The sequence below is a fragment of the Micromonospora sp. NPDC005172 genome (genome assembly GCF_040608555.1).
Lineage (GTDB): Bacteria > Actinomycetota > Actinomycetes > Mycobacteriales > Micromonosporaceae > Micromonospora.
The window spans coordinates 17,141-33,120 of record NZ_JBEXIL010000062.1 but is presented as its reverse complement, the minus strand read 5'-3'; the positions used below and the strand labels follow the sequence as shown (position 1 = coordinate 33,120).

Genomic DNA, 15,980 nt, shown 5'->3' with positions numbered 1-15,980 from the left:
CGGACGAGGCCTACGCGACGCGGGCCGCGGCGGATTTCCGTCCCGAGGCGTTCGAGTTCGCGGTGGTGCTCAGCGGTCCCGCCCCACCGTGCTCGCCGATCTTGCAGATTCTGTCGGCGTTATGTCCCACCGGTCCCCTTCTGTCGGCACCGAAAGTGCAAGATCGCGGGGGTGGAGCGGCGGGGGCGGCGTTTGGGGTTGGCGGGATCGGGAAGGTGGGGCCCGGGGTCGCCGCATCTCGCGTCGCGGCCGGGTTACTGGAGGTCGCGATGCGTGCCCTGCTCTGGGTCGTCGGCGTGGTGGCTGGCGTGCTGATTCTGCTCGGGCTGATTCTCGAGGCCGTCCGCTGGCTGATCATCATCGGTCTGATCGCGCTGGTGATCGTGATCATCCTGGGTGTGGTCAAGGGGCGGCAGGCGATGAACCACCAGGGCCGTCGACGGTGACGGTCAGAACCAGTCAGCGCGCATGTCGAGCGCGGTGCGGTCGAGGCTGTCCAACAGGTCGAACTGGGGCCCGGTGCGGGGCAGCTCGACGGTGAGGAAGTAGCGGGCGGCCTGCCGCTTGCCGGCGTGGAAGGGGTCGCCGCTCTCCTCGGACGGCAGCGCCAGCACCTGTTCGAACCACATCCAGGCGATCACCACGTGCCCGACCGCCTCGAGGTAGACGCTGGCGTTCGCGAGGGCGAGCACCTGGTCCCCGCCGGCCCAGAGCGACCGGGTGGCGGTGACGATCCGCCGTGCCGCCGCGTCCAGTCGGTCGGCCAGCTCGGCGACCTCGCCCCCGGCCCGACGGCCCCGGCTGACGGTGTCGCCCATCGTCTCGGCCAGCAGGAGCAGACCCGCGCCGTCGCGCATGGTCATCTTGCGCCCCAGCAGGTCCAGCGCCTGGATCCCGTGGGTGCCCTCGTGGATCGGGTTGAGCCGGTTGTCGCGGTAGTGCTGTTCCACGTCGTGGTCACGCGTGTAACCCGCGCCGCCGAGGACCTGGATGGCCAGGTCGTTGGCCGCCAGGCACCACTGGGACGGCCAGCTCTTGGCGATCGGGGTGAGGACGTCCAACAGCAGGTGCGCCCGCTCGCGGTCCGCGTCGGTCGGCGCGGTCTTCTCCTCGTCGAGCAGCCGGGCGCAGTAGAGCACCAGGGCCAGCGCCCCCTCCACGTAGCTCTTCTGCGCCAGCAGCATCCGTCGTACGTCGGGGTGGTCGATGATCGGCACCTGCGGCGTCGCCGGGTCCTTCGCGCCGACCGGTCGGCCCTGCGGCCGTTCCCGGGCGTACGCCAGGCTCTTGAGGTAGCCGGTGTAGCCCAGCGCGGTAGCGCCGGCCCCGACACCGATCCGGGCCTCGTTCATCATGTGGAACATCTGGGCCAGCCCCTGGTGGGGCGCGCCGACCAGGTGGCCCACCGCGCCCGGCTCACCGCCGGGGGTGTGGCCACCGTCGCCGAAGCTGAGCAGCGCGTTGGTGGTTCCCCGGAAGCCCATCTTGTGGTTGAGCCCGACCAGCGTCACGTCGTTGCGCTCCCCGAGCGAGGCGTCCGGGTTGACAAGCACCTTGGGTACGACGAACAGCGAGATGCCCTTCACCCCGGGCGGGCCGCCGGGTATCCGTGCCAGCACCAGGTGGACGATGTTCTCGGCGAGTTCGTGGTCACCACCGGAGATCCACATCTTGGTGCCGAACAGCCGGTACGTGCCGTCCGGCCGCGGCTCGGCCCGGGTGGTGATGTCGGCCAGCGAGCTGCCGGCGTGCGGCTCGGAGAGGCACATGGTGCCGAAGAACCGCCCCTGGAGCATGGGCCGCACGTACGTGTCGATCTGTTCGGCGCTGCCGTGTGCCAGCAGCAGGTTGGCGTTGCCCAGGGTCAGCAGCGGGTACGCGGAGGTGGCCACGTTGGCCGCCTGGAACCAGGCGAAGCAGGCGGCGGCGACGGCGTGCGGCAATTGCAGGCCACCGACGGAATCGTCCATCCCGGCCGTGAGCAGGCCCGTCTCGGCGAAGCTGCGCAGCGCCGCCTCGATCTGCGGGATCGTCCGCACCCGATTCCCCTCGACCGTGGGCTCGGCGAGGTCGGCAGCCCGGTTGTGCGGGGCGAACTGGTCGGTGGCCACCCGCTCGGCGAGGTCGAGGGCGTCGTCGAAGGTCTCCCGGGAGTGCTCGGCGTAGCGGGGGCGCTCGACGAGATGCGACACCCGTAGCCAGTCGTGCAGCAGGAAGTCCAGGTCACGGCGGGAGAGCAGGGTGGATGGCACGGTACTCCTCGGCGGGCGCAGGGGTGTGTCGGTGCGGGCGGCGGCCCGGCGTCGCCCCGGCCCATACTGGCGGATCGGCCGGGCGGACACTACCGCCGTCGTCGCGGCCGATGAGCCGCGCCAGGTGGGCGTTGGGCACGAGCTGGCGTTTCGTGAGGTCCGGCCCGGGGATACCGCGTCGATGGCGACCGGTCCGGTCGGCCACCGACGGGAGCCGGAGACGCCGCCGGGCGCGTGAGGAGCGGGCCGATGCCGCTGCTGCCCACCGAGGAGGACCCTCGGTTGACGTCGGCGCTCACCGAGAATCGGGTGTGCACGGGGGTGACCACCCTGCGGGGTCGGGTCTTCGTGAGCTACCCGTCCGCGGACGGGCCGGGCGTGCAGGTGGCGGAGGCGCTACCGGACGGCGGTCGCAACCCCTACCCGGACGCCACGTGGAACCGTCCGGACCAGTCGCCGGACGGCGCGTTCGTCCACGTCAACGGGTTGCGTGCCGGCCCGGACGGCAGGCTGTGGATCGTCGATTCGGGAGCGCCCCAGCTCGGTGCCCGGCAGGTCCCCGGTGGCCCGCGGCTGATCGTCGTCGACGTGGACCGCGACCGGGTGGACCGCATCCACCACCTCGACGCGGCGGTACGCCCCGACAGTTACATCGACGACGTCCGGTTCCACGACGGAACCGCGTACCTCACCGACGCCGGCGCACCCGGCCTCGTCGTGCTGGACCTCGACTCGGGTCGGTGCCGGCGGGTGTTGGACGGACATCCGAGCACGGTGGGCGGGCCGGTGGTCGCCGACGGCCGGGCGCTGCGGGATCCCTCCGGCGCCGAGGTGTGCCTGCACGCCGACCAGTTGGAGGTGTCGCCGGACGGCCGGTGGCTGTACTACCAGCCGGCCTCCGGCGGCATGTCCCGGATCGGCACCCGTTGGCTGGACGACCCGACGCTGTCGCCCGCGGAGTTGGCCCGACGGGTCGAGCCCTGGTGGGACACGCCGAGCACCGGTGGCACGGCCATCGACGCGCTCGGCACCATCTACGTCAGCGACGTGGAACGGCGACGCGTGCTCGCCCTGGCACCGGACCGCAGCGTTCGCACGCTGGTCGCCGACCCCCGCCTGTCGTGGGTGGACGCAATGTGGCTCGACACCGACGGCCAGCTCTGGATGCCGGCCGCCCAACTGCACCTGACCGCCGGTCTCAACGGTGGGCACTCGGCCGTCGACTATCCGGTCGAGGTCTACCGCATGCCGGTGGACGCCGTCCCGCCGCCGCTGGGCACTGCCTGAGCGACGCCCCGGCGCAGCCCTGGGATATTCGCCCGTTTCACAACTTTTGTTCTTGCTGGGTGTTTACCGTGTTCTTGCGTAACAGCGACCGTTCTGTACGTTTTTGTCTGATTGTCGGTTCCAAGGCGGCGGCAGCCGGTCCGATCACCGCTGCGCCGTCGTCACCGGCCCAGGACAACCCATCGCGTTGTACCCAGGAGGACAAGTTGAGTGAACCGACAGGAACGGCAATGACTGAATCGAGCGGTCGAGGACGTCGTCGCAAGCTCAAGGCCATCATGGCGGGAGGGATCGCCCTGGGCCTCGGGGCGACGATCACCCTCGCGGCCTGGAACGACTCGGAGTACGCCACGGGCACGTTCACGGCCGGCACGTTCAGCATGGAGGGCAGCACGAACGGCACCACCTACGCCGAGCACCCCACCGCCGGCACCGCGGCCGCGTTGACCTTCAGTACCGGCTTCGACAGCATGAGCCCGGGCAGCGTGGTCGCGGCACCGTTCGCCGTCCGCCTGACGGCCGCCACGACGTACAACGCGACAGTCACGGTGGCGTCGGCCACCCCCGCGCCGCCCGCGTTCGTCGGCCTCACCTACGGCATCGCGACCGTTCCGGCCTTCGCCAACTGCAGCGCGACACCCACGAGTCCGACCTGGATCGTCGCGCAGGGCACGGCGCTCAACTCGGTGACCGGCGCGGTGTCGTTCAACCTGACGCAGGGCACCCCTCCCACGACAGCTGGCGCTCCGGCCTTCCTGTGCTTCGTCGTCACGGCGGGGGGCACCCTGGTGCAGGGCACGTCGGTGACGCAGACCTGGCAGCTCCTGGCTACGTCCGTATAGGTGGCGGCCGTGGTCAGCCGTCGGACCTCGACCGGACGACCACGGCTCCGTCGCACCCGTGCCGTACTCGCCGGCGCCCTCGTTCTCGGACTGGGAACGACGTCCACGCTCGCCGCGTGGACCGATGGCGAGTACGGCACCGGGTCGTTCGCCGCAAGCGTCTTCGGCACCGAGTCGCAGACCGCATCGAGCGCCTGGGGGAGCCACACTCCGGCGGCGAACGCCGCGACGCTGGCATTCTCCGCGACGGCGATGTCCCCGACGGTCTCCTTCTACGCCTTCCTCGACATCCGGACGACATCGACGACGAATGTCGGTGGCGCTGTCGCGCTGACGAGTTCGTCGAACGACGCAGGTGCCCTCCTGCCCGCCCTCGAGTACCGCGCCGTGCGGACGGCCAGCACCAGCACCACGTGTGCTGCCGCCGCCTTCAGCGGTACGCCGACGTGGATCGTCGGACCCGGCTATCTGGCCGTCACCTCGGTGCCCGGAGCCCCGGTCTCGTCCACCATCACCGTGCCGAGCGGCGCGACGCCGCAGCTGCGGTTCTGCTTCGAGGTGCGGATCCAGTCCGGAGCCAGCAACGCGTACCAGGGCACGAGCGGTGCCGTCACCTGGCTGTTCACTGCCACATCGACGTAAGGGATCTGCACATGATGGGACGAGCGGGTCGACGGCAGAGCGTCCTCGCCCGGATCGGTGACCTGGCGCTGACCGTGCTCGCCGTCGGCGGGACGGTGTGCGTCGTCCTCGTCCCGCTGGCGTTCTTCTTCGACATCTCACTCATCCTGTTCAAGACCGGATCGATGGGCCCGACCATCCCCGCCGGATCGCTGGCGGTGGTGCGGGAGATTCCCGCGTCGCAGGTGCGGGTGGGCGACGTGGTCACCGTCGACCGCACGCCGCTGCCGCCGATCACCCACCGGGTCGTCGACATCGGTGCTGGCGAAGGGGCTTCCCGCTCGCTCACCCTGCGCGGGGACGCCAACGAGTCGAACGACGCCGCGCCCTACACGGTGACAAGCGTCCGGCTGGTGGAGTGGTCGGTGCCCAGGCTCGGGTACGCGGTGCGCACGGTGTCGAACGTGTACGCGATGAGCGCGATCACGATCGGGACGGCCGCGATCGTGACCTGGGCGTTCTGGCCACGCGTTCCCGAGCGGCGGACCAGCCGTCGGCGATCGAGCCCGTCGCGGTCGGACCAGGCCGGACCAGGTTCCGGGGTCCCCCCTTCATCCAGTGGCGCGACGCCCCGAGGTGACTCGACCGTCGGGCGCCTGTTCGTCGTACTGGCCGTGCTGCCGGGCGTCGCCGCCGCCGTCCTGGCGACGCCCGGCCGGGCACGCGCGGACACAACCGAGGACGTCACGCGCAGTCGACACCTCACCCTGATCTCGGTCGGCGACCGCGATCGCATGTCGAACATGACGCCGAACGAGCCGGTGCCCTGGCAGGTGGGGGTTCTGGCACAGACCAGGCAGCCCGGTACGGTGAGCATCTCGCTGTCGGCGCGGGGACCCCTCGCGGCCGATCCGGACGGACTCCAGGTGATGGCCGCCATCTGCGCGATGCGGTGGGTACGGGGTGCCTGCCCCGACGGCCGGGGAGAACAGGTTCTCGCCGACGGTCCCGCCACCCGACTCGCCGCGCACTCGATCACCCTCAGCTCGATGCCCACCGACCAGCAGCGTTGGGTGCTCGTCACCGCGAGCCTGCTCGCCAACTCCACCGCCTCGGGTTCGGCGGACCTGGTCGTCATGGCCACCGGCTCCGGCGACCAGGCCTCGGCGGACGGCCGGGTCGGCCCGCTTCCGCGTACCGGAACGAACCTACGGACACCGGTGCTCGCCGGCACGGGCGCGCTGCTCGGCGGTCTGCTGCTCATGCTCGTCACGCGTCGGCACCGGATCAGGATCAAGCAGCAGTGAGGCCCTCGTGGATGTCGACTCCGCCGCGGCGTCAGCGGACCGGTCACGCCCGGCGGCGCTGGGTCGCGGGCGCCCTGGCCCTGGTGCTCGCCGGGACGGTCGTCGCGCTGGGGCCGCCGTCGTCGACGTTGGCCTCCTGGACCGATACCGAGTACGGCAGAGGTTCGCTCCAGGCCGGCACGGTCAACCCACCGACCAACCTCCAGTGCAGCGCGGGCGTGCTCACCCCGCCGACCTTCACCTGGACCCTGCCGGCCGGCGGTCTGACGCGCAGCGGCTTCACCTGGTCGCTGACGGGCAGCTTCTCCGGTGGCGGCACTCTCGGCCCGACCGCCACATCGGTCACCATCCCGGGCGGACTGTTGGGCATCGGAAGTGGCACCTTCCGCCTGGTGGCGAACGGCCCGGGTGGCTGGACGTCGACCCAGGTCACCGGATCGGTCGGCATGCTGACGGCGGTGCTCTACTTCTGCAGCGTGCCGTAGACGTCGATATCCTGCCTCGCATGCATCGAAGCCGTGTGTACGCGTTGCTGATCGACGCGCCCGAGGCGGAGGCCGCGCGGGCGGCGGAGTTCTGGTCGGCGGCGCTCGGCGTCGGCACCCGGTCCAATCCGGCCGAGCCGCAGTTCGTGGGTCTGCACGAGGCGTTGCCGGGCCTGGTCACCGCCGTCCAGGCCGTCGACGACGCACCGCGCTACCACCTCGACATCGAGACCGACGACGTGGCGGCGGAGACCGCTCGACTGGTCGGTCTGGGCGCCACCGAGGTGTCGCAGTGGTTGGAGTGTCGGATTCTGCGGGCGCCCGGCGGGCACCTGCTCTGCGTCCTGCCGGTCGAGAGTCCCCCCGAGGTGTTCGACGCCCAGGCCCGGACCTGGTCGTGACGCGCCGGGCTGTCGGGGGCCGACGGTAGGGTTCCGGCCATGGCTGATCTGGTGCTGGTGGCGGGCGCGTGGCTGGGGTCGTGGGCATGGGACGAGGTGGTGCCGGGCCTGCGGGCGGTCGGCCACCGGCCTGTTCCGCTGACCCTGTCCGGTCTCGCCGAGAGGCAGGGCGTGCCGGCCGGCCAGCAGACCCACGTACAGGACATCGTCGGTGAGATCGAACGACGCGATCTGCGCGACGTGGTCCTGGTCGGGCACAGCTACTCCGGCATCCCGGTGGGGCAGGCCGCCGAGCGGATCGGCGACCGGTTGACCCGCGTGGTCTACCTCGACGCGGAGGTGCCGGTCGACGGCGGGTCGTTCGCGTCCGGCTGGTGGCAGGGCCAGGCGGCGTTCGAGTCGGTGCTCGCCGACAACGGCGGCGACTGGGCGCCGCTGGACGCGGCCGAGTTCGACGGCCAGGGGCTCACCGACGAGCAGATCGCGCGGCTGGTCAAGGGCGCCACCCCGCACCCGGGCCGCACGCTTACCGAACCGGCCGTGCTGGCCCGTCCGCTGGGCGAGTTGCCGACGACGTACGTCAAGTGTCTGCTCGACGGGCCGGAGCCCAACGACGTCGTGGCGGCGCTGCTCGACAGCGAGCGCTGGCGGCTCGTCACCATGGCCACCGGGCACTGGCCGATGTTCTCGCAGCCCGTCGAGCTGGCCGCGTTGCTCGCGGCAGAGGCGAGCTGACCGGCGACCGGTGCCGGCACGCCGCCGAGGTCGGCTCGGGGGCTGTCGGTGCGATGAGCGTGATGCCTGTGCGTCATCTTGATGACTCACAGGCATCACGCTTCGGGAGGTAGGTGCCTCCGGTCAGGAGCGGCACAAGCGGGGCGACGGCCAGTTCAGGAGCGGCACAAGCGGAGCGACGGCCAGGCCCGGTCGGTCACGGCGTGACGCTGTCGAGGCTCCGGATGTGGCGCACCGGGGACGCGAGCAGCCACAGCACGGCGAGCGTGCCGCCCAGTCCGGCGACGACCAGGGTCGGCCGCAGCCCGAGCGTGGTGCCCAGCGCACCGCCGACCAGAGCGCCGAGCGGCCGGATGCCGTAGTTGACGGCGCTGTACGCACCGGCCCGACGACCGCGCGCGTCGTCGGGTGTGACGGCGGCGAGCAGGGCGTTGAGGTTGACGTCCATCAGCATCACACCGACGCTGGACACCAGCTCGATGACCGCCAGCATGACGATCTTCGTCCAGGTCGGACCGTCGATGAACGCCGTGAGCGCCAGTGGGGCGGGGAACACCACCGCACCGATCATCGCCGTGCGGCCGAGCCCGATGGCGCGCGAGACGCGGGGCGCCAGGGCCGCGCCGGCCAGGCCGCCGAGCGCGCCGATGCCGAACGCGACGCCGATCGCGCCGGCCGACAGGCCGAGTTCACGGTTGGCGTAGAGCACCAGCAGCGCCGAGGCGATGAAGGTGAAGAAGTTGACGGTGCTGGTGCAGCCGAGCGCGGCGCGCAGCACCGGGTGGCGCAGCACCAACGCCATGCCCTCGCGGACCATGCCGAGCGTGGACGTCTGCCGTGGTGGCGGCGGAGGCTCGGTGACCGGGATGCGACGCAGCAGCAGGGCGGAGGCGAGGAAGGACACCGCGTCGACGAGGATCGCCACCGGCGCGCTGAGCGCCTGGACGAGCCCGCCGCCGACGGCCGGCCCGACGATGAACGACAGGGACCGGCTCACACTGAGCTTGCTGTTCGCGTCGACGTACGCCGAGCGCGGTACCAGCGCGACGAAGAACGCCTGCTGGCCCAGGGCGAACAGCACCGCCCCGGCGCCGGTGAGCAGCGCCACCAGGTAGAGCTGGGTGAGGGTCACCGCGCCGAACAGGTAGGCCACCGGGAGGCTGAGCAGCACGACAGCGCGGACCAGGTCCGCGATGACCAGGAGTCGGCGTTTGTGGGTGCGCTGGTCCACCCACGCGCCGAGGAACAGGCCGAGCAGGTTGGGCAGCCAGATCAGCGCGGTGAGGACACTGACCTGCACGGGCGTCGCGGCGAGCAGGGCGACGGCGATCAGGGGCAGGGCCAGCTCGCTGATCCGGTCGCCGAACGCCGTGATCGTCTGACCGATCCAGAAGGTGCGGAAGCGTCGGTCCCGGTGCAGGGCCGGTGCGGTCGGGGCGTCAACGGCGGTCATGACGCGGACGTGTCGTCGGCGGCCTCGGGCAGCAGGTAGCGCAGCATCCGCACGAGCTGTGCCCCGGCCGGGGGCGCGTCATCGTCCTTGCGCCGCACGTACGGGGCGAGCAGTTCCTCGATCGCCTCCTCCAGCTGGCGCATCTCGTCGGGAGTGGCGATGAATGAGGTGTCGGCCACCCCGGCCAGCGCGCGCCAGGTGTCGTCCAGTCGGGGCTCCTCCTGCAACAGCCACTGCTGGGGCGTCTCGGCATAGCGGGCGAACATCTCGCCGCGCAGTTGCCGAGCTGCGGCCTGCCCCTCGGGGTCGTCCGGCAGGCTGAAGCGGAACCCGCGCGCGGCGGCCTGCCACCAGCGCTCCCGCTTGCTGGTGCTCCCGTCGGCGTCGGTGACCAGGCCGAACGTCGCGAGGTGGCGCAGGTGCCAGCTCACCACCGACGGCGTGGCCCCGACGTGCGGCGACAGGCCGGTGGCCGTCGACGGACCGTGTTTTTGCAGCCGGTCGAGGATGGCCAGGCGGACGGGATGCGCGAGCGCCCGCAGGGCCTGCGGCTCGGTGATCTCGAAATCCCCGTACGGATTCTTGAGAGACATGTTTCGAAAGTAGTCTCTCAGGTTCTCCGGCGCAACGGGTCAGCTCACCCCCAGGCGGGCCAGCGGCTCGACCAGCTCCCGTTCCTCGTAGCTCAGGTGCGACAGCAGGGCGTCGGTCAGCAGGTTCACCGCCGCGCGCAGCTCGGCCAGCCCGTCCGACGCGCCGACGTACGCCACCAGCGCCTTGTCGACGCCCTCCAGCACGTCGTGGATGACGTGGTGCTCCTGCTCCAGCCGGTCGACGACCGGGCGCAGCCGCGGGTCGGCCCGCCGCAGTCGCGGAAAGAGCGCCTGGTCCTCGATGGTGTGGTGGGTGGTGACGATGCGGCAGTAGGACTCGCAGTACGCGCCCAGCGTCCACCGGTTCTGCCGCATGGTCATCGTGTTGATCTGCGACCGCGCCGCGCCGGCGTCGATCTCACCGGCCGCGACCTGCTCGATCAGGTCGTGGATCTGCGCCAGTTCCCCGCGGAGCCCGTCGTGCACCTGCACCAGGTGCTGACCGGTGGCCTGCTCGTGCGCGGTGTAGGTGCGTGCGGGATCGGGGGCGGGCCCGGTGGGGCGCGCCGCCTCGTCCCAGACCTGCCGGTCGCTGAGCCGCCGGCCGTCGTCCGGGGTCGGCACCACCGCGAAGGCGCCGGCGGTCACCCGCGCGCGGGTGAGCGGCGCGGGGGGCGCGACGACCGCCGCCGGCTGCGTGGCCGCGAGGACCTCGGCGGGAGTACGCACCGACGCGGCGGCACGGTCACGCTCGGCCGCGACCAGTTCGCGCACGGCGGGGGCCACCTCACCGGCGAACCGGCGCAGATCGTCGGGGTCTTCCGTGGCGAGGATGAACGTGCCGATGCCGTCGCCCAGCGCCACCTCGACCAGCTCCCGCACCCACTGCTCGGCGGGCCCGTGCAGCAGGCCGCCACCTGCCGACGAGAAGGTGCCGGAGATGTTGAGCAGTCGGCGGACGTCCTCGGGCGAGCGGCCGGCCTCCTGGGCGGCATCGTCGATGATCTTGTTGCCCCGGGCCAGGTCACCGGGTTCGAGGTAGCCCAGCGAGGGCAGCCAGCCATCGGCCCGGCGACCGGTGAGCGCGAGCATGCGCGGCTTGTACGCCCCGAGCCAGATCGGCACCGGGTGGGCCGGAGCCGGTCCGCGCTTCGCGCCGACCACCCGGTGGAACTCGCCCTCGACCCGCACACCCCCGCGCGCCTGGGCGTCCCACATCTGCTGGAGGACGTCGATGCCCTCCTCCAGCGCCCGTACGCCCTGCCCGGGCGTCAGCCGCCGGCCGCCCATCGCCTCGATGGCGTCCCAGAACGCTCCCGCGCCGAGACCCAGCGCGACACGACCACCGCTGAGCAGGTCGAGGCTGGCGACGCTGCGGGCGAGTACGGCGGGCGGGCGCAGCGGCAGGTTGGTGACGTTCGCCGAGAGGTGCACCCGGTCGGTGCGGGCGGCGACGAAGCTCAGCAGCGTCCAGGTGTCCAGAAAGCGCGGCTGGTAGGGGTGGTCCTGGAAGGTGACGAGGTCCAATCCGACCTGCTCGGCCAGGACGGCGAGCCCGACCGTGCGGTCCGGATCGTCGTTGCCGGGTGTGGTGAACGATCCGAAGACCAGGTCGTGGCCGTAGTCGCTCATGTGGGCGCCTCCTGTCGTACGCGCCGCGTTCCGCGATGCGTCGTGGCCCCGACCTTATGTCAGACAGAACATCTGTTGCCAACAAGGTCTGCGTCTTCGGCTATCGTCGGGGTATGACGGGTGCCACCCACCGGCCGGACCGGCCCGATCCGCTCGACGACGATCTGGGCTGGATGCTGGGGATCGTCTTCCGTGGCTACGTCCGGGCGGCCGAGCATGCTCTGACCGATTTTCCCGGCGGCCCGCGCGGTTATCAGGTGCTCACGGCTGCGGTCACCGACCCGGGGCGCAACCAGGGAGCGATCGCCGAGGAGTTGGGCATCGACCGCACGGTGTTCACCTATCTGGTCGACGACCTCGAACGTCCCGGGTTCGTCGCGCGGCGGGCCGACCCGGCCGACCGGCGCAGCCGACTGGTGGATGTCACCGAGGCCGGGCGTGCGGCCTGGGAGCAGCGGCGCGAGGCGTTGCGGCAGGTGGAGGCGCACCTGCTGCGCACGCTGACGCCGGCGGACGCGGCGACCCTGCGGACCCTGCTGCAACACCTCGCCTGCTCGATCCAGGCGGTCGACCCGCTACGTGATCTCTGCCAGGCGGTCGCCGACGCACGGCCCGACCCGGTCCCGCCTCGTCGATCAAGAGGTTCGCGTCACCGCAGGCCAGGATCCTGACGCGAACCTTTTGATCGACGGGGGTGGGCCGGCGGGCCCGGATCAGCGGACGTGCACGAACACCGGGTTCGAGTAGAACCAGAGGTCGTCCCACGGGCTCTCCAGCCCGTCCGCGAGGGGCTCGGCCTCGTCGGTGCTGGTGCCGCGCACGCGGGCGTACGTGTCGGCCTCGACGTTGCGCAGGGTGTGCCGGATGACGTAGTCGTGTCCCTGGCGACGCCAGTCCCGCGGACCGAACCGGGCCACCACCTTGGTGGTGGGGTTGGTGTCGGCGTCCAGGTTGGCGCTCGGCCCGGTGATCTGGCCGACGATCAGGTCGACGCGACGGACCTCGGGACGGACCCCGTTGCCGTTCACGCCGTCCTGCGGGCGGAACCGGATCTCGATCTCGACGTCGGTGCGGTTGCGGCGGTTGACCGTGATGGTCTCGCCGACCTCGGCCGTGTGCCCCTGGGAGGTGGCGGTCACGTCGAGGCTGCGGATCAGGTCACCGGTGGTCACCCAGATCCGGCCGTTGCGCAGGCCGTCCATGATGTCGCCGTAGTCCTGGCGGGCGTACACGTAGGTCTTGCTGTACTCCCCCGGCCAGAAGTCCGAGCCGCCGCGCGTCCAGTGCACGTGCGAGTCGGACGTCGCGGTGATCCACCAGCGCCGCCCCTCGCCGAGCAGCGAGTCCCACAGTCCACCGACCCGCGCGGTCATCTGGTCGAAGCCGCCGTAGGTGGGGTGGTTGCCGTACCCGCCGCGCTTGCCGCCGTTGAGCGGACCGGCCTGGTGGCCGGGCGCGCCCTCGAAGCCGATGTAGACGTCGGGCGCGGCGTTGTTGCCGTTGCGGAACTCGCGCAGGGTATCCTGGCCGTAGACGCCGAGGCCGGTCGCCGAGCGGGACGTGTGGTGGGCGATGACCAGGGGCTTGTGCGGCATGCCCCGGGCGACCTTGAGGAACTCCACCATCTTGGCCTCGGTGTCGCGGGCCGGGTCGGTGGGGAACGCGTCGTACTTCGCGAAGCGGCTCTCCAGCTCGAAGAGCTGCTTCGCCTCGTCGTCGTGGCGCGGGATCATCAGCGTGTGGTGGTCCAGCGAGGGCGCGTCGAACTCCATGCCCCAGAACTGGAGCACCTCGGGGACGAGCCTGCGCGAGCGCAGCAGGTCCGGGTACGCCTGCTCGATGTTGACCTTCGAGTGCGTCGGTCCACCGTGGTCGGTGCACATCGCCCAGGTCAGGCCGAAGTTCTTGGCCATGATGGCATTGGTGACGATCGGGTAGACCGCGTCCGCGCCCTTGTGGAAGACGATCGGGCTCTTGGTGGTGTCGAACTCGCCGCTGTACTCGGAGTGGACGTGGTGGTCACCCGCGCGCCACGACCGGTTCTTGACGCCACTCCGGTCGCCCGTGTCGTCGCCGGGCCGGCGCTCCTCCTCGTCGGCCCACGCCGCACCAGCGCCCACGAGAGGGCTGGCGGCGGCCAGCGTCGCGCCGACCCCGGCGTACTTGACCAGCTTGCGGCGCGACAGCTGCGCCCGCTCGACCTCTTCGGCTTGCTTGTCTCTCACGTCGGAGCCTCTCCTCGATCAAGCGAATGCTCTTTCGATCAAGAAGCCTCGGAGAGGTCGGTGAACGTCCGCCGTACGACGGGCGTTCACGTGGTGAACTCCCAGGCAGGGCCCGTTGAAGGGCGCGCCGGGGAGCGGCCGCGGGTGACCGGACGACAGCGGGGCGTGCCCCGCGACGGGCGAAGGTCAGGGCCGCTGCCGCTCGGTACGCGCCGACCTGGCCGTCGACGGCTCGACCGGTGCGGTGACCACCGCCGGCGGGACGTCCACGGTGGGCAGCCCGGCCCGTCCGGTGACCGGAACAACCAGCTCACTGCGGCCGAGGTCGACCCGGACTGTCGCGTCCCGGTCGTCGGTCACGGTGAACTCCGGGTCGCTCTGGCCCAGCACCAGGCCGAGGACGTGCCCGGCCGGCACCACCGTGTCGTACGCGTTCAACGGCACCGTCACCGTGTACCACCGGTCCGGCCGCAGCGGCGTGGTGAGTCGCAGCGAGCGATGGTGCGCGGCGTCGAGCCAGCCCCGGGTCAGCACCGCGTGGTCGGAGACCTCGGTGATCTCCTCGGTGTCGCGGTAACAGGCGTCGTCGACCTCGGTGGACTCTCCCCAGCAGGACTCGGTGTCCAGCGTCCGCACCGCCCCGAACCAGCTTCGCTCGGCGGTGCCGTAGTCGACCAGGCGGGCGCTCAGCTCGGTGGTCGGCCGGTCCACCCGGACGCGCAGCCGCACCGACGGGCTGCCGGAGATCCGCAGCGCGCTGCTCAGCGTGCCGGAGAGGAAGACCAGCCGGCCGGCGGTCGCGGTGTTCGGCGCGGCGACCACCACGTCCTCGGTCAGCGACTCGTCGACGTACGCCCGCTCCTGGCCCGGTCGTGCGCCGCGACCGCCGAGGGTGCCGGTCACGCCGTCGCCGACGCCGAGGGGCACCCGTACGTCCCGGGTGCCGGGGGCGGGCCAGTCCCGCTGCGTCGTCCACCTGCCGGGCGCGGTCTCCAGGTCGACCCGCGGTTCGTCCATCACCCCGTTGCGCAGCCCCTGCAACCAATAGTCGAACCAGCGGTGCAGGAGGGCCACCCACTCGGCGCGTCGCACGTCGAACGGGTCCTGGTGGCCGGCCTGGGAGAGCCACAGCCTGCGCGGTACGCCCCGCTCGGCCAGTTCCTGCCACCAGCTGGCGAACTGACCGGTGGTGACGTTCAGGTCGTGCAGACCGTGCGCCACCAGGACGCTGGCCCGGACCCGTCCCGCCGACGGCCGGTAGTCGCGCTGCGCCCAGAACCCGTTGTAGTCACCGGTCTGCTCGGCGCTGTCCGCGCGCAGCCGGGCGAGCACCGTCGCGCAGGCGTCCTCGGGGCGGCTGCTGACGTCCGAGTGCAGCCAGCCCGGATAGTCGGTCGACGTCAACGCCCCCTGGTAGCGCATGTAGTCGTACCAGCTGGAGATGGCCGACACCGGCACGATGGTGGCCAGGCCCGGCACGCCGGTGGCGGCGACACCGTTGGCGACCGAGCCGTCCCACGACTTGCCGATCATGCCGACCCGACCGGTGCTCCAGCCGGCGTCGACCGGCCGCCCATCGGCCGTGTACGCGCGGGCCCGGCCGTTGAGCCAGTCGACCACCGCCCTGGCGCTGCCCACCTCCAGCGGGCCGCCGACGTCCTCACACCCGGTCGACCGGGCGGTCCCGGCGAGGTCCACGGCGACGAAGGCGTAGCCGCGCGGGACGAAGTAGTTGTCGTAGAACAGCGGCACCTTGGCGATCACACCAGAGGCGTCGTACGCCTTGAACTCGCCCTCGTTGCCCCGGCCGCAGCAGAGGTAGTAGGGCGACGCCTCCATGATGACCGGCACGCGGACCCCTGCGGCGGCGGCCTCCCGGGGCCGGACGACGTCCGCCGCGACCCGGTCGCGTACGCCGTCGCCGTCGCTGTCGGCTCGGGTCTCGACCCAGACGCTCTCCCGGATCGCGTCGGCGAAGGAGTAGGCGGGGACCGTGCCGGTGCCGACGACGTGGGGTGGGGTCGGGCGGCGGCCGGGCGGGTCGGCGGTGGCGGGAGCGGCGGTGAGCGAGGTGACCAGCAGGCCGGCCAGGACGACGGCGATCCGTGCGCGGGTTCGGGCGGTCGGCATCGGTGTCCTTTCAGGTA

Annotated in this window: 15 protein-coding genes; 9 read left to right on the top strand and 6 right to left on the bottom strand. The window is 71.7% G+C overall.

The window, feature by feature from the left end; genetic code table 11:
- A partial coding sequence (locus tag ABZV06_RS28605; protein ID WP_355625321.1) for a hypothetical protein occupies positions 1-446 on the top strand: 446 nt, incomplete at its 5' end.
- A gap of 3 nt (positions 447-449) precedes the next feature.
- Here the strand turns inward: ABZV06_RS28605 and ABZV06_RS28600 are convergent.
- Positions 450-2,252, bottom strand: a complete 1,803-nt coding sequence (locus ABZV06_RS28600) for an acyl-CoA dehydrogenase (RefSeq protein ID WP_355625319.1) — start codon at positions 2,250-2,252, stop codon at positions 450-452.
- A gap of 249 nt (positions 2,253-2,501) precedes the next feature.
- Here ABZV06_RS28600 and ABZV06_RS28595 point away from each other — a divergent pair, with 249 nt between their 5' ends.
- The 7 genes from ABZV06_RS28595 to ABZV06_RS28565 all read left to right on the top strand — a co-directional run bounded on the left by ABZV06_RS28595 (position 2,502) and on the right by ABZV06_RS28565 (position 7,930).
- Complete coding sequence (locus ABZV06_RS28595) at positions 2,502-3,539, top strand: L-dopachrome tautomerase-related protein (protein WP_355625317.1); 1,038 nt, start codon at positions 2,502-2,504, stop codon at positions 3,537-3,539.
- Positions 3,540-3,769: 230 nt separating this feature from the next.
- Positions 3,770-4,381: a SipW-dependent-type signal peptide-containing protein gene (locus ABZV06_RS28590; protein ID WP_355248652.1), complete on the top strand. Its 612-nt coding sequence runs from the start codon at positions 3,770-3,772 to the stop codon at positions 4,379-4,381.
- Positions 4,382-4,390: 9 nt separating this feature from the next.
- Positions 4,391-5,023, top strand: a complete 633-nt coding sequence (locus tag ABZV06_RS28585) for a SipW-dependent-type signal peptide-containing protein (protein ID WP_355248654.1) — start codon at positions 4,391-4,393, stop codon at positions 5,021-5,023.
- Between the two features lie 11 nt (positions 5,024-5,034).
- The gene (locus ABZV06_RS28580) at positions 5,035-6,309 is read left to right on the top strand and encodes an LPXTG cell wall anchor domain-containing protein (RefSeq protein WP_355625315.1); all 1,275 of its coding nucleotides are present in this window, start codon (positions 5,035-5,037) and stop codon (positions 6,307-6,309) included.
- 11 nt (positions 6,310-6,320) lie between these two features.
- Positions 6,321-6,794, top strand: a complete 474-nt coding sequence (locus ABZV06_RS28575; protein WP_355248660.1) for a hypothetical protein — start codon at positions 6,321-6,323, stop codon at positions 6,792-6,794.
- 20 nt (positions 6,795-6,814) lie between these two features.
- A complete protein-coding gene (locus ABZV06_RS28570) occupies positions 6,815-7,195 on the top strand; it encodes a VOC family protein (RefSeq protein ID WP_355248663.1) in 381 nt (126 codons plus the stop codon).
- A gap of 39 nt (positions 7,196-7,234) precedes the next feature.
- The gene (locus ABZV06_RS28565; RefSeq protein ID WP_355625313.1) at positions 7,235-7,930 is read left to right on the top strand and encodes an alpha/beta hydrolase; all 696 of its coding nucleotides are present in this window, start codon (positions 7,235-7,237) and stop codon (positions 7,928-7,930) included.
- A gap of 196 nt (positions 7,931-8,126) precedes the next feature.
- Here the strand turns inward: ABZV06_RS28565 and ABZV06_RS28560 are convergent, their stop codons facing one another.
- From ABZV06_RS28560 to ABZV06_RS28550, 3 genes are read right to left on the bottom strand one after another with little or no spacing between them, the layout of a single operon-like run.
- The gene (locus ABZV06_RS28560) at positions 8,127-9,383 is read right to left on the bottom strand and encodes an MFS transporter (RefSeq protein ID WP_355248668.1); all 1,257 of its coding nucleotides are present in this window, start codon (positions 9,381-9,383) and stop codon (positions 8,127-8,129) included.
- The gene (locus tag ABZV06_RS28555) at positions 9,380-9,976 is read right to left on the bottom strand and encodes a helix-turn-helix domain-containing protein (protein ID WP_355248671.1); all 597 of its coding nucleotides are present in this window, start codon (positions 9,974-9,976) and stop codon (positions 9,380-9,382) included. The genes ABZV06_RS28560 and ABZV06_RS28555 overlap by 4 nt, the downstream gene beginning before the upstream one ends.
- Positions 9,977-10,015: 39 nt before the next feature.
- Positions 10,016-11,608, bottom strand: a complete 1,593-nt coding sequence (locus tag ABZV06_RS28550; RefSeq protein WP_355625311.1) for an LLM class flavin-dependent oxidoreductase — start codon at positions 11,606-11,608, stop codon at positions 10,016-10,018.
- A 113-nt stretch (positions 11,609-11,721) separates the two neighbouring features.
- Between ABZV06_RS28550 and ABZV06_RS28545 the strand changes: the two genes are divergently transcribed.
- On the top strand, positions 11,722-12,279 hold the full coding sequence (locus ABZV06_RS28545; RefSeq protein ID WP_355625309.1) for a MarR family winged helix-turn-helix transcriptional regulator: 558 nt from the start codon (positions 11,722-11,724) through the stop codon (positions 12,277-12,279).
- A 42-nt stretch (positions 12,280-12,321) separates the two neighbouring features.
- Here the strand turns inward: ABZV06_RS28545 and ABZV06_RS28540 are convergent, their stop codons facing one another.
- Both ABZV06_RS28540 and ABZV06_RS28535 read right to left on the bottom strand, forming a co-directional pair.
- Positions 12,322-13,833, bottom strand: a complete 1,512-nt coding sequence (locus tag ABZV06_RS28540; protein WP_355625308.1) for a phosphoesterase — start codon at positions 13,831-13,833, stop codon at positions 12,322-12,324.
- A 186-nt stretch (positions 13,834-14,019) separates the two neighbouring features.
- Positions 14,020-15,963, bottom strand: coding sequence for a Xaa-Pro dipeptidyl-peptidase (locus ABZV06_RS28535; RefSeq protein WP_355625306.1), 1,944 nt, complete (start codon positions 15,961-15,963; stop codon positions 14,020-14,022).
- Positions 15,964-15,980 lie beyond the last annotated feature (17 nt).